A 12,694-nucleotide genomic window follows, 5' to 3' on the forward strand; every position below is an offset into this window, starting at 1 on the left:
GCGGGGGCCGCGCTGTTTCTAGGGAACGGGAAGAGTTGTGACGGTGTGGGTTTCGAGGAGCAGGTCGTAGTAACGGCCGCCGGGGTAGTAGGTCGGGGTCGCGGTGTCGGCCACCATGTCCGACGACCAGCCGGTGGCGAGTGCGCGGATGACCCGCCCGTTGCGGGGACGCGGCACGGCGAGCTCGGACAGTTCGCCGATCAGGTCGGTCGACTCGCCTTCGGCGTCGATGTGGATTCCGGTCACCAGGCGCGAGCCGAGAAACTCCTGCCGCGTTGTCTCCTGGAGGACGGACACGCCTTGCCCGAAGTTGTTGGATACCGACGGTTGCGACGCGATGACCCGGATCGGTAGCTCGGCGGCGGCGAGAGATGCTGCGGCGGTGGCGAAGTTGACCCCGAAGAACGAGTTGACGGGATCGAACAGCATGAGGCCGGCGAGGCGCTGGTAGGCGACGGGGTCGGCGCGGCGGAGTGCGTCGGCCGCCACGACGACGAACTCGCCGCCGGCCGAGTGTCCGGAGAAGATCATCCGATACGGCATCGTCACGTCGGGGCGGTGGGCGGAATCGCGTGCTTTGCGAAGGCTTGTCGCGAGCGGACTGCCGCTGTCCCGGCCGGAACCGAAGACCCCGCCGATGGTCCGCGCGAACGCGGCGTTGTCGGCGATGTTGTAGGCGACGGCGCACCCGCCGAGGTTGACCGAGTCCAGCGTCGGGCTCACGACGAGGAACCCGGCTTTCGCATACGCGCGGGCCAATGCGTCGAGGTTGGCCGCCGTGCGGGAGAAGCCGTGCTGCAACCACACGATCGCCGAGGGTTCACCGGGCGGGAAGTACCACCGGACCGCGACCCGGACGGGCTTGCCCGCACATTCGGTGGCGATGTCGGACGACGACACGGCCGCCGGCGCTGCTGTCACTGCCGACGGTGTCACACCGACGAACACCACGATCGCGGCAACAACCGCGATGCACCAGCGGAACAATCCTCCCGACATCCGGCAAGTCTAGGACCGGCCGGACGCCACGGTGCGCGGTTTCAGGGAGCGCGACCCCCTCCGGCCTCCGCTCCCTGTGGTGCAGAGGAGCGAAAGCGACCCCCCCACCCCTCCCCAATCCGAAGAACCGCATAACCCATGCTCCCTGAGGTGCGAGGAGCGCAAGCCGCCGGGCCGAGCAGGCGACGAAGGAGCGCGTCGAGGTCGACGAGCCACGAAGGGCCTGGTGAGGCACCTTGCGAGCCCCTTCGTGGCTCGCTTCGCTCGCACCTCAGGGAGCATGGAGTTCAGACGCTCACGAATGTACTTTCGAAGTTCGCGACGGCCATCCCTCTGCTCCCTGAGGAGCGCCCGGAGCTTGCGGAGGGCGCGTCACGAAGGGTCACAGCTTGCGCTTGACCAACTTCCCGGTCGGCGTGCGCGGCAACGTGTCCCGGAAGATGACCTCGCGCGGCAGCTTGAACTTCGCGATCCGCGGTCGGAGGTGATCCAACAGTGCATCGGCGAGCTCGTCGCCAGCGTCCTGCCCCGAGACCGGTTGCACGACCGCCGTCACCCGCTCGCCGAGATCGGGGTCGGGTACGCCGATGACCGCGGCGTCGAGCACCGACGGGTGGGCGAGCAGCGCATCCTCGATCTCCCGCGGGTAGATGTTGACCCCGCCGGAGATGATCAGGAACGAGTCACGGTCGGTGAGGAACAGGTGGCCCTCGTCGTCGACGTAACCGACATCGCCGGTGGTCGTCCATGTCGGATGCTCGGGATGCTGTGCGCCACTGGTCTTCTCGGGGTCATTGTGGTACTCGAACGGCAGCCGGTCGCGCTCGAAGTAGATCGTGCCGATCGTTCCCGGCGGCACCTCGGTGTCCTCGGGATCGCAGACCCGGATCGTGCCGAGGACGGCGCGCCCCACCGTGCCCGGGTACTCCAGCCACTCCGGGGTGTCGACGATGGTGAGACCGTTGAGCTCGGTGGACGAGTAGTACTCTGACAGGATCGGACCCCACCAGTCGATCATGGCCCGTTTGACGTCGACGGGACACGGCGCGGCGGCGTGCACCGCGACCTTCAGGCTCGACGTGTCGTACCGGGCACGCACTTCCTCGGGCAGGCGGAGCATCCGCACGAACATCGTCGGCACCCACTGGCTGTAGGTGACGCGGTGTTCCTCGATGAGGGCCAGCGCCCGTTCCGCGTCGAACCGCTCCATCACCACCACCGTGCCGCCAAGCGCCTGCACCGAGGCGCAGGTGCGAAGCGGCGCAGCGTGATACAGCGGTGCCGGCGACAGGTAGACGGTGTCGGGACCGACGCCCCACACGGACTGGTTCATCGCGATCATGGTGTCGCCGGGCTCGTCGACCTGCCGGTTCGGCAGTTCGGGTTTGATGCCCTTCGGTCGTCCGGTGGTGCCGGACGAGTAGAGCATGTCCGCGCCTCGCGGCTGGTCGGCGAGCGGTTCGGTCGACTGCGTCGCCGCGGCGGCGTCGAGGCCCTCGTGACCCTCGATCCGGCCGGAGTAGGCGAAGCGAGTCTCGACGCCGGGGGTGAGCGGGACCAGCTCGGCGCCGAGGTCGGCGAGAGCGGCGTCGACGATGAGGGCCTTCGCGCCGCAGTCGGTGACGATGTAGGCGCTCTCGGCGGCGGTGAGGTGCCAGTTCACCATGGTCAGGTAGAGGCCCGACCGCATTGCCGCCCAATAGATGTCGAAGATCCGCGCGGTGTTGGTGGCGAGCACCGCGAGGTGGTCGCCTGGCCGTAGGCCGCGGTCGGCCAGGGCCCGGGCGACCTGGACCGACCGGGTCTCCAACTGGGTGAACGTCACCGTCTCACTCCCGTCGGCCATGATGACCGCGGGATCGTGCGGGCGGGTGGAGAGATGAGCTCCGGGGTACATCAACACTCCTCGTGCATGAGTGGGGCGAGTCGTTCTAGTACAGGTAGTCCTCGCCGCTGGCGCGCACGGTGACATCGGAAAGGCTGATGCCCCAGGGCTGGTCGATGACGTGGACGACGGCGTCGGCGAGATCCTCGGGCTTGATCAGCCAGTACTTGATGGAGTCGACGTCGGTGAGTTCGGCGGGCAGGTCGTCGTTCAGGAGGGCCGTGACGTGCTCGCCGTAAGAGGCGGCGCGCTGGCCGACGAGGCCCATGATCGCGGTGTCGTTGACGATCCAGCTGGCGAGGTTGGTGCCGGTGATGCCGGTCGGCTTGACGGTGGTGACCTTGATCTTGCCCTTGGCCTCGATGCGCAACGAGTCCGAGATGGTGGTGACCGCGGCCTTGGTCGCGCTGTACACGCCCGAACCCTCGATGCCGGCATTGCCGTAGATCGACGAGATGTTGACGACCTGGCCGCGACCCTGCGCGATCATCTGGTCGTAGACCGCGGAGATGCCGTTGACGACGCCCTTGATGTTGATGTCGATGGCGGCGTGCCACTTCTGCCAGGCGCGGGCGTGGTCGGCGAAGTAGGCGAGTGGCATGACGCCGGCGTTGTTGACGAGGACGTCGATGGCGCCGAAGTGCTCCTCGGTGGCGTTCGCCGCCGCGGCGACCTGCTCCATGTCGGTGACGTCGGCGACCTGGGCGAGCGCCGAACCACCGGCCGCGCGGATGCCCTCGACGACGGCGTTGACGTTGTCGGCGTTGACGTCGACTCCGACGACGTGCGCGCCGGCGGCCGCGGTCTTCTCCGCGATCAGCTTGCCGAAGCCGCTACCGGCGCCGGTGATGACGATGACCTTGTCCTTCAGGTACTCGGACATGGGGGTACTCCGTTTCTGTTCTGGGTGAGACGAATTGAGTGAGTTCAGACGATGTCGACGGCGTCGAGGATGCCCGCGACGCGCTGCCGGTCGCCGCTGACGGTGACCGCCGACCGCCAGGCGCTGCGGGTGGTGCCCCAGCGCAGGAAGTCGGTGGCCGAGGAGGTGGCGACGTCGGCCGGCAGGTCGGCGGTCTCGCGCACGGTGACGATCGTGCCCGCGGTGTCGCGGTCGATGACGAACGAGCGGTCCGTCGCGCCGGTGAGCCGCAGGCCGATCGGGCTCTCGAGTGTGGGATACAGTGCCGCACCGTTCATCTGGGTCAGCCCGGCGATCATCCAGTCGATGGCGGGATCGATCGCCGCGCTCACCGACACCTCGGCGGCGTCCAGCGGTCCGAACGGTTGCATCAGGTCGCTGGTGAGATGCACGAGGTGGTCGAACGCGACGGCGTCGCTGAGCTGGCGCAGCCGGTAGGTGCCCAGGTCGAGCATGTCCAGCGGCTGGTCACGAAGGTCCTCGCCCTGCAACGCGGCCAGGGTCGCGTGGCCGGCCTCGGACTGCGCGCGGTAATACTCGACAGCCTGTTCCGACGACCAGTCGGCCCGCTCGCGTACCGCGGCGTCGTTGAGTCGCTCGGACTTTCCGCTCGGATTGTCGGGGAAGACCAGGTCGGGGTCGGCGATGAAGTTGAAGAAGAAGCCCATGTGGGTGACGACGTCGTGGACGCGCCAGCCGTGGCAGGCGCTGTCGGCCGCCCAGTCGGCGGGCGTGAGCCGGTCGAGCAGGGCGAGGGTGTCGTTCACCAGTGCCTTGGCAGCAGTGACTCCGGCATCGGACATGGCCGATCGCCTCCTTGGAATATGTTGTGTACGAGTGTGAATGGACGAGACGGGTGTCAGGCGGGCAGGAAGATCGACTTGAGGTTCTGGTAGGCGGCCAGGCCCTCGGGGCCGAGCTCGCGGCCGATGCCGCTGGCCTTGACGCCACCGAAGGGCGAACCCCAGTCGAGGTTGAAGTAGTTGACGCCGAACGAGCCGGTCTCGACGCGACGGGCGACGTCGACGCCGCGATCGGGATCGGAGGTCCACACCGTTCCGCCGAGCCCGTACGACGAATCGTTGGCGAGAGCGATGGCGTCGTCGACGTCGTCGTAGCGCAGCACGGTCAGGACCGGGCCGAAGACCTCTTCGCGGGCGATGGTGGCCGAGTTGTCGATGCCGGCGAAAACGGTCGGCTCGACGAAGAACCCGCGGTCGACACCCGACGGCGTCCCGCCACCGGTGGTGACCGTGCCGCCCTCGGTGCGGCCGCGGTCGATGAGGGACAGCACCCGGTCGCGATGCCGGCCGCTGGCGAGCGGACCGACCGCGACGGTCTCGTCCATCGGGTCGCCGACGGGCAGCGACGCGCACATCGCGCTGATGGCGTCGAGGTACTCGTCATAACGGCTGCCGGGCACCAAAATTCGGGTGGACATGTAGCAGGTCTGGCCGGTGTTAAGTAGGGATGCGGTGGCGAGTCCGCCGACGGTCTGCTCGAGATCGGCGTCGTCGAGCACCAGCGCCGCGGACTTGCCGCCGAGTTCGAGGGTCACCGGACGGATGAGTTCGCCACAGACGCGGCCGATCTCGCGGCCGGCCGGGGTCGAGCCGGTGAACGCGACCTTGTCGATGTGCGGGTGCGACACCAGGTGACGGCCGATCTCGCTGCCGCCGGTGACGATGTTGAGGACACCGGCGGGCAGGTCGGCTCGGCGATGGCCGCCTCGGCGAGGACGTACGCGTCGAGGCTCGTCTCGGGGGATGGCTTGAGAACCACGGTGCAGCCGGCGGCCAGCGCGGGCGCGATCTTGAACATCGAGAGGACGCGGGGAAGTTCCACGGTGCGATCGCCCCGACGACGCCGATGGCCTCGCGGCGCACGATCGTCGAGCCGGGCAACGGCTGGCTGGTACGCGTCTCCTCCACGGGGGTGGACTCGACGAGGTCGGCGTAATAGCGCAGCAGCTGGACCGGGGCGGCGCCCTCGGCGAACCGCGCCAGCGCGATCGGCATGCCGTTCTCGGACGTCACCGCCGACGCGCGATCCTCGGCGCGCTTGTCGAGCTCGTCGGCGAACCGGCGCAGGTGTGCGGCACGGTCGGCAGGGGACTCCTCGCGCCAGCCCGACGACCGGAACGCGGTGCGGGCGGCCTCGACGGCCGCGTCGACGTCGGCGGTGGTGGCTTCGGGTACCGAGCCGAACTGCTCCTCGGTGAGCGGGGAGATGACCGGGATCGTCGCCGAACCGGCCGGCGCGCGCCAGCCGCCGTCGATGAAGAAACTCGTGCGGACGGTGTCGATGGTGGTCATGGGTACTCCTCGCTGAGTGTGTCGGCCGTCGAGCGGTCGGCGGGGTGTGTCCATGATCACTCCCACCCAGGTCGGATTTCTTGACATCTCACGACGACTTCTTGACAGTTGATGCCATGGCCGATCTGATCTGCGCATCCTCGCTCAGTCAGTTACCCGAGCTGATTGCCGAACACAATGGCGATGCCCGCGCGATCCTCGGCCGCGTCGGCATCGACCCGGCCGTCGTCGGCGCGTACGACCGGTTCGTCCCGTTCACCGCTCTGTCGACGGTCATCGGTTTGTGCGCGGCCGAGTTCGACGTCCCCGACTTCGGGCTGCGCCTCGCCGCCCGGCAGGACCCCGACATCCTCGGCCCGGTCGCGATCGCCGCCCGCAACGCCGAGACCGTCGGCGACTCGTTTCGACAGGTCTCGGCCTTCGCGCACGTGTACAGCCCGGCCATCACCGCCCAGATGCACTACGGCGAGCGGGAGGTCGCCTACGAGTTCGATACCGTGCTGCAGCGTGTGCCGTACCGACCGCACGTCGTCGAACTCGCGATGGGCGTCACCCGGTCGACGTTCGCGATGACGCTGGGCCACGGCTTCCGCGCGAACCGGATCACCTTGGCGCACCCGGCGATGTCCGAGCCGCGCGTCTACACCGACTATTTCGGTTGCCCGGTCGAGTTCGAGGCGCCGGCCAACCTGGTGGTCTTCCCGCGCGGGGTGATGCAGCAGACGTTGCGGCGGGTCGACCCCCTGGCCTACGACGTGGCCATCCGATTCATGACCGGACACGATCGCGAGAGGGCCTTCGGCGAGGCGGTCTCGGCGCTGATCGTGCGCGCCCTGCCGGCGGGGGCGGCCACGCTGGAGGCGGTGTCGAAGCTGCTGATGATGCACCCGCGTGCGGTGCAGCGGGGTCTGGCCGACGAGGGCGCGACGTTCGAGCAACTCGTCGACGACGCGCGCCGCGACCTCGCCGTCTCACTGCTGTCGAATCGGGGTGTCCCGCTGGCGGCGGTGGCGCGGCAGATCGGATACTCCGAGCAGAGCACGCTGACCCGCAGTTGCCGACGCTGGTTCGGCGTGCCGCCGCTGGCGAAGCGCCGCGAGCTGACTGCCCCGGGCCAGGACTTGTCCCGAGATCTCTAGGAGTCGTCGCTGTCCGGGGTGTCGTCGCTGTCCGGGATGTCGTCGCCATCCGAGAAGTCGTCGTCAGCCGAAGCGTCGTCCAGGAGGCCTTCGGGGTCTTCGATGCGGACGTCGTAGTCGTCACCGAGGCGGCGGGCCACCTCGCCGATCAGCCGTCGGGCGGCGTCGTCCATTACGCGGACATGGGTCAGATCGAGGACGACGGCGTCGGTGTCGAAGCCTTCGCACGCACGGCTGGCGAGGATTTCCGCACCCGCGAAGCGCACGTCGCCCTGCAGTTCGACGACTGTCGTGCCGTCGTGTTCGGTCACCGATCGCAGCGCGGGCCGACCGGTGGGGGCCACGTGCATCATGTGCAGTTCCATGACGCGCGACAGCCGTTCGAAAACGGCGACGCCGCGCACGCTGTTGCCCTGTCTGTCGAGCTGCGGCGACCACACCGCGAGCCCTACCTGGCCGGGCAATACGCCCAGGATCGCGCCGCTGACACCGCTTTTCGCGGGGATTCCGACCGTCGCCATCCAGCTGCCGCTGCCGTCGTACATGCCGCACGTGGCCATGACCGACAGGACGTGCCGGGTGATCCAGCCTTCCAGGAGGCGCTCGTCGTCGCCGGTCGACAGTCCGCCGTTGGCGAGTACCGACCCCATGACGACGGCGAGGTCGCGGCAGGAGACCCGGATCGAACACTGGGCTGCGTACCCGTCGACGACCTCGTCGGGTTCGCAGTCGAGTTTGCCCGCCGAGCGCAGCAGGTAGGCCAGCGCGGTGTTGTGGTCGTCGGAGGCGAGTTCGGCGCGGTGGACCTCCTTGTCGACCGAGACCTCGCGACCGGCGAGAGTGCTGACGAGGTCGATGACGCGGTCGACGCGTTCGTTGGGATCCGCGCCGTTGATCATCCCGTGCACGGCGACGGCGCCCGCGTTGATCAGCGCGTTGCGCGGCCGGCCGGTCTCGGCCTCGAGCGAGATCTCGTTGAAGGCGTCGCCGGACGGTTCGGTGTCGACGCGTTCGAGTACGGCGTCGAGCCCGCGGTCGCGCAGGGCGAGCGCGTAGGCCGGTACCTTGCCGATGGACTGGATGGAAAATTCGTGGTCGGCGTCGCCGGCGGTGTACACGGTGCCGTCGATGGTGGCCAGGGCGATACCGAACGACGACGGATCCGCCTGCTCGAGTTCACGATTGCCGGTCGCGACCTCACCGCCGTCGTCGTCGCGGCATTCGGAGAGTACGCGTTCGAGGTAGTCGTCGATGGGGGAGCGCATATCCCACGGTAGCCACCGGGGCTCAGTTCTGGCGGTACGGCATGTACTGCACCGACCAATGATTGCCGTCCGGATCGTCGAAGTACACGAAGTGGCCCCACGCCTGCTCGTCGACCTCGCCCGGGTCGACGCCGGCCGCGAGCAATTGTTCGCGGGCCTCGTTGATGTCGGTGACGACGACCTGCAGACCCTTCACCGATCCCGGTTCCGCGTCGCTCAGTCCCTTGCCGAAGGCGATGGAACACGCCGACCCGGGCGGGGTCATCTGGACAAACCGGATCTCGTCGGACACGACGTGATCGTGGTCGACGTTGAATCCGATCTTGGAGTAGAAGTCTCGCGCCCGGTCGACGTCGCTGACCGGCAGGATGACGAGTTCGAGTGTCCAGTTCACGGTGCCTCCTGGGGTTGTGGTGTGACAACAGCTTCTCAGGGCATGCGGACAGTTACGGTCCTTATTCGGAGACGTTCGCCCGCATCCGAAAGAACCTCAGAACCGCTGCTGTGTGGGGTGCAAGCGATGCCCTCCCTCTGCTCCCTAATCCGAAAGAACGCCCTGCCCCCTGCTCCCTGAGCTGAGGAGCGCCCGGAGCTGGCGGAGGGCCGTCACGAAGGGTCGCCCCGTCGGCGGATGCGGTGCCGGTCGGGGCGTGTCAGCGCGCGGATCTCCTCGAGGACCTCCTCCCAGTCGTACAGCACGTCGTCGTAGGTGAGGCGCATCGTCATCCAGCGGTCGAGCATGGTCATCCGGTCCCGCCGACGGTCGTTGCGGAATGCGGCTCGGTCGGAGTGGTACGACTCGCCGTCGCACTCGATGAGCAACGAACCCGTGCGGAGATCAGCGTGTTCGCGGTCGCCGATCGACGGTTGCACCTCCACGTCGAATCCCGCGGCGATGAGCCGGAGCCGGACGAGCGACTCGGTGCCGGATTGCGAACGGGCATCACATCGGTCGAACATCGCCGAGACCGCACGGGTTACACGACCCATCTCGGCCTGGAGGTCCGGGATGGTCAAGTCGGTGGCGTTGAGGACCGAGTCGACCACCGCTATCCACTCCTCGGCCGGAAGGCACCGTGCGGCGCAGCCGACCGCCACGGCGATCGGGTCGACGGCCGTCGTCACGGGGAGCGGGCGGCCGAAGCCCTGGCACCACCGGAACGGGCCGCTGGCCTTCGTGGCGGACTTCGCGTGTTTGCTGAGACGAACGTGGGTCTCGTTGTGGCCCGGCGGTATCCAAAGATCCGGCAGGCCGCGCCGCTGATGGAACCGCAGCGCGCTGATGCAGGACAGCGCACCTCCGGCCGTCACCGCGGACACGACGTGGGGGTCCGCCGCGGACGTCCGCACCCAGCCGTATCGGAGCGACGTCAGGGTCTCGGCCTTGCGCGCCTGCGCAATGGCATCGGGCGCCCAGCCCATCGCGGTCAGTTCTCTCAGCGAGTACACGCCACAATCCGAAGTCACACCTGCTTTGACGCACGGAACCGGTCGGTGGTTTCGTCAGATCGGGCCGGGTGTGGAAAGTGTTGTCCCCGTGAGAGTCGTGGGAGGGCAATATGCCCTTCGAGGTCGCTCATGGGGACGAGACTTTGACTCACCCCGCAGAGAACCGGACCGTGGTGCGGATATGGGTGGCTCCGGGGTGGTCACAGGCGGTAGTCGTGCCGGCTTTGGGCGTGGCCAGGCGCGACGGGCCGGTTCCTAGGCTTCGTCGGGCCGGGTGTGGAAAGTGTCGTCCCCGTGAGTGTCGTGGGAGGGCAATGTGCCCTTCGAGGTCGCTCATGGGGACGAGACTTCGGCTCACCCCGCCGAGAACCGGATGGCGGCGCGCACCTGGGCCGCGATCGCCCGTCCGGCGCCGAGCGGCCACCGGTGCATGACGTAGTCGGCGGCCGCGTCGACGGAGAGTTGACGGGTGGAGTTTCCCGCGCGCACCCAGAACTCGGGCGGGGCGTTCTTCCCGGCCCGCAGATAGACCGGCCGCGGGGACGGTGAGCACGTCACCCGGCAGACCGGGACGTCCCCCGACCCGTCGGGCCGCGCGACCGATTCGACGGTGATGCCGACGGCCGCCGCGGTGTTCTGGCCGAGAGTGGTGGTCAGCAGATCGCGCAGCCACAGTTCGAAACGGTCGGCGTCGGGCACCTTCAGTGTGGCGAAGTCGGGTTCGAGACCGAGCGGTGTGCCGTCGTCGGCGACACCGATGAGCAGGGTGCCGCCGTCGGAATTGAGAAACGCCGACACCGTCTTGACGATCACCTGCTCCATCCGCGGGTCTTTCTCGCCGCTGCGCAGGTTGACCCGGGCGGTCGACTTGAACTCGAGCCGATCCGATTCGCCGTCGGAGAGCAGTTGCGCGACAGGGGCATTGGATTGCCGTTGCAACCGCGCCGCGAGCAGGCCGTAGGCGCCGACCGCGACGACCGAACTGATCAGTCCCAGCACGACCGTCGTCACGCTCCACACCCGGAGGTGTTTGTCGACGAGGCCGGCGATGTAGAGGCCGAGCGCGGTGCCGAGGATCGACAGCACCATCGCCGTCGTCGCGTCGAGGCGGGCGCGTCGGCGCAGCAACCACCTGGCGACGACGCCGAACACCCACGCGACCACCAGCACCAGTACCAGCGCGGTCGCCGTCGCCCAGACCGGTACCGCGAACTCGATTCCGCCGATCGTTCCCACACAGCAATATAGCCCGGAGCCTCGCTCAGCGCGGCTCCGGGCTACGGAAACGTCGAACTCAGACGGCGTCGCCGCCGTCGATGCTGCCGAAGTCGCCGACCTCGACGTTGCCTTCGTCGTCGACGGCGGTGTCGAAGGTGCCGTCGCCGTCGGTGTCGGCTTCGATGATGTCGATCTCGCCGTCGGCGTTGGTGTCGTAGGCGATGGAGTCGGCCTGGCCGTCGCCGTCGGTGTCGAGGATGGCGTCGGTGGTGCCGTCACCGTCGACGTCGGTGAGTGCGGCGTCGACGGCTCCGTCGCCATCGGTGTCGACGAGAACGGCGTCGGCGGGGATCTCGGTGCTCATGGTGGGTCCTTTCGGGGTTCGGGGCGGTGGTGCCGGGGAGTTGTGAAGTGGTTCTGGTTACTTGGAGGTGAGTCTGCCCCGGTTTGTTCCCCACGGCCTCGAAGTCGCGTCGGGATCATTCGCGGGGAGTACCCCCGCGTCACCGGAGATCGGCGAGCAACTCCGACAGGAGGGACCGCGCGCGCGAGATGCGACTGCGCACGGTCTGCAGGCCGATGCCCTGGGCCTCGGCGATCTCGGAGTAGCTGAGCTCGCCGTAGACGCGCAGCACGAAGGTCGCCCGGTAGGCGTCTGGGACCTGCGCCAACGCTTCGGCGATCCGGTCGGACACGACGACCTGCGCCGCGACGTCCAGATGGCTCATCGGGTCGTGGTCGGCGATGTCGTCGGCGTCGGTGCGTTTGCGGATCCGGGCGAGCGCGGCATTGGACCCGATGCGGTACAGCCAGGTCGACAGTTGCGCGTCGCCACGGAAGTTGCCGATGGCCCGCCATGCGGCGACGAGCGCGTCCTGCATGGCGTCCTCGGCGTCGTGCTGATTGCCGGTGATGCGTAAACAGATGGCCCACAGCCGGTCTCGATGTTGTTCGACGAGCGTGGTGAAGGCCGCCTGATCGCCGGAGCGGGCGCGTTCGAGGAGGTCCGCGCCAGAGGTGGATTCGTCGATCAACGACTGCACCCGCTCATCGTAGGGCCGTGCCCCGACCATGGCAGCACATCGCGACTTTCGGTGCCGCGCAGCTCAGAAGTCGTCATCGAATGTCCCGTCTTCCACGGGATCGACGACCGGATCCCCGTCGTCGCCGAAGACGTCGTCGATGGTGTCCCCGAAGTCACCACCGATCGGATCGTTATCCCCGAAACCGGATTCCGCAGACACCTCGCCGTCGAACTCCTCGTCCGCCGGATCCGGCCCGGGTGCGGCGGTCAGGTCGGTGTCGAGTTCATACGACGGGTCGAACGCGGTTCCGACGGCTGTCTCCCACGCGCCCTCGGGCACGCTCAGCTCGCCGGGCGGGTCGGTGTCGCGCAGCCAGTCGTCGAAGCCGCTCTCCCCGGAGCCGCTGTCATCGTCAAGGTCGTCGGTCATGGTCGTTCGCCTCCGCAGGTATCTCTGTCATCCGGTCGACTGCCGGGC

The 12,694-nt window shown here is 68.2% G+C and carries 12 protein-coding genes and 1 pseudogene; 1 reads left to right on the plus strand and 12 read right to left on the minus strand.

Annotated features, from left to right (window positions below; genetic code table 11):
- Positions 1-18: 18 nt before the first annotated feature.
- The 5 genes and pseudogenes from MVF96_RS05505 to MVF96_RS05525 form a co-directional block, all read right to left on the minus strand.
- On the minus strand, positions 19-999 hold the full coding sequence (locus MVF96_RS05505; RefSeq protein WP_247451587.1) for an alpha/beta fold hydrolase: 981 nt from the start codon (positions 997-999) through the stop codon (positions 19-21).
- Positions 1,000-1,381: 382 nt separating this feature from the next.
- Positions 1,382-2,896 carry an acyl-CoA synthetase gene (locus tag MVF96_RS05510; RefSeq protein WP_247451588.1) on the minus strand — a complete coding sequence of 505 codons (1,515 nt, stop codon included), beginning with the start codon at positions 2,894-2,896 and terminating at the stop codon, positions 1,382-1,384.
- Positions 2,897-2,930: 34 nt separating this feature from the next.
- Positions 2,931-3,767: an SDR family oxidoreductase gene (locus MVF96_RS05515; RefSeq protein ID WP_247451589.1), complete on the minus strand. Its 837-nt coding sequence runs from the start codon at positions 3,765-3,767 to the stop codon at positions 2,931-2,933.
- 44 nt (positions 3,768-3,811) lie between these two features.
- Positions 3,812-4,609, minus strand: coding sequence for a maleylpyruvate isomerase N-terminal domain-containing protein (locus MVF96_RS05520; RefSeq protein ID WP_247451590.1), 798 nt, complete (start codon positions 4,607-4,609; stop codon positions 3,812-3,814).
- Between the two features lie 56 nt (positions 4,610-4,665).
- Positions 4,666-6,121: pseudogene (locus MVF96_RS05525) on the minus strand (aldehyde dehydrogenase).
- A 116-nt stretch (positions 6,122-6,237) separates the two neighbouring features.
- On the opposite strand from MVF96_RS05525, the gene MVF96_RS05530 reads away from it, so the two are divergent.
- The gene (locus MVF96_RS05530; RefSeq protein ID WP_247451591.1) at positions 6,238-7,260 is read left to right on the plus strand and encodes an AraC family transcriptional regulator; all 1,023 of its coding nucleotides are present in this window, start codon (positions 6,238-6,240) and stop codon (positions 7,258-7,260) included.
- Here MVF96_RS05530 and glsA read toward each other — a convergent pair.
- From glsA to MVF96_RS05565, 7 genes are all read right to left on the minus strand, one after another.
- Positions 7,257-8,525: a glutaminase A gene (gene glsA, locus MVF96_RS05535; protein ID WP_247451592.1), complete on the minus strand. Its 1,269-nt coding sequence runs from the start codon at positions 8,523-8,525 to the stop codon at positions 7,257-7,259. The genes MVF96_RS05530 and glsA overlap by 4 nt on opposite strands.
- A gap of 22 nt (positions 8,526-8,547) precedes the next feature.
- Positions 8,548-8,919 (minus strand): glyoxalase superfamily protein, encoded by a 372-nt coding sequence (locus tag MVF96_RS05540; protein ID WP_065629279.1) that lies wholly within the window; start codon positions 8,917-8,919, stop codon positions 8,548-8,550.
- A gap of 212 nt (positions 8,920-9,131) precedes the next feature.
- Positions 9,132-9,947 carry an endonuclease domain-containing protein gene (locus MVF96_RS05545; RefSeq protein ID WP_396266600.1) on the minus strand — a complete coding sequence of 272 codons (816 nt, stop codon included), beginning with the start codon at positions 9,945-9,947 and terminating at the stop codon, positions 9,132-9,134.
- Between the two features lie 381 nt (positions 9,948-10,328).
- Positions 10,329-11,210: an AlbA family DNA-binding domain-containing protein gene (locus MVF96_RS05550; protein ID WP_247451593.1), complete on the minus strand. Its 882-nt coding sequence runs from the start codon at positions 11,208-11,210 to the stop codon at positions 10,329-10,331.
- Between the two features lie 58 nt (positions 11,211-11,268).
- The gene (locus MVF96_RS05555; RefSeq protein ID WP_247451594.1) at positions 11,269-11,556 is read right to left on the minus strand and encodes a hypothetical protein; all 288 of its coding nucleotides are present in this window, start codon (positions 11,554-11,556) and stop codon (positions 11,269-11,271) included.
- 139 nt (positions 11,557-11,695) lie between these two features.
- Positions 11,696-12,235 (minus strand): RNA polymerase sigma factor, encoded by a 540-nt coding sequence (locus tag MVF96_RS05560; RefSeq protein WP_159370226.1) that lies wholly within the window; start codon positions 12,233-12,235, stop codon positions 11,696-11,698.
- Positions 12,236-12,298: 63 nt separating this feature from the next.
- Positions 12,299-12,646 (minus strand): hypothetical protein, encoded by a 348-nt coding sequence (locus MVF96_RS05565; protein WP_159370227.1) that lies wholly within the window; start codon positions 12,644-12,646, stop codon positions 12,299-12,301.
- Positions 12,647-12,694: the final 48 nt, after the last annotated feature.

The organism is Gordonia hongkongensis (genome assembly GCF_023078355.1).
GTDB lineage: Bacteria > Actinomycetota > Actinomycetes > Mycobacteriales > Mycobacteriaceae > Gordonia > Gordonia hongkongensis.

What these genes read in the sequence shown, in the direction of transcription:
- MVF96_RS05505 (WP_247451587.1), bottom strand. Translation starts at nt 999, where the DNA reads ATGTCGGGAGGATTGTTCCGCTGGTGCATCGCGGTTGTTGCCGCGATC.
- MVF96_RS05510 (WP_247451588.1), bottom strand. Translation starts at nt 2,896, where the DNA reads ATGTACCCCGGAGCTCATCTCTCCACCCGCCCGCACGATCCCGCGGTC.
- MVF96_RS05515 (WP_247451589.1), bottom strand. Translation starts at nt 3,767, where the DNA reads ATGTCCGAGTACCTGAAGGACAAGGTCATCGTCATCACCGGCGCCGGT.
- MVF96_RS05520 (WP_247451590.1), bottom strand. Translation starts at nt 4,609, where the DNA reads ATGTCCGATGCCGGAGTCACTGCTGCCAAGGCACTGGTGAACGACACC.
- MVF96_RS05530 (WP_247451591.1), top strand. Translation starts at nt 6,238, where the DNA reads ATGGCCGATCTGATCTGCGCATCCTCGCTCAGTCAGTTACCCGAGCTG.
- glsA (WP_247451592.1), bottom strand. Translation starts at nt 8,525, where the DNA reads ATGCGCTCCCCCATCGACGACTACCTCGAACGCGTACTCTCCGAATGC.
- MVF96_RS05545 (WP_396266600.1), bottom strand. Translation starts at nt 9,947, where the DNA reads ATGGGCTGGGCGCCCGATGCCATTGCGCAGGCGCGCAAGGCCGAGACC.
- MVF96_RS05555 (WP_247451594.1), bottom strand. Translation starts at nt 11,556, where the DNA reads ATGAGCACCGAGATCCCCGCCGACGCCGTTCTCGTCGACACCGATGGC.
- MVF96_RS05565 (WP_159370227.1), bottom strand. Translation starts at nt 12,646, where the DNA reads ATGACCGACGACCTTGACGATGACAGCGGCTCCGGGGAGAGCGGCTTC.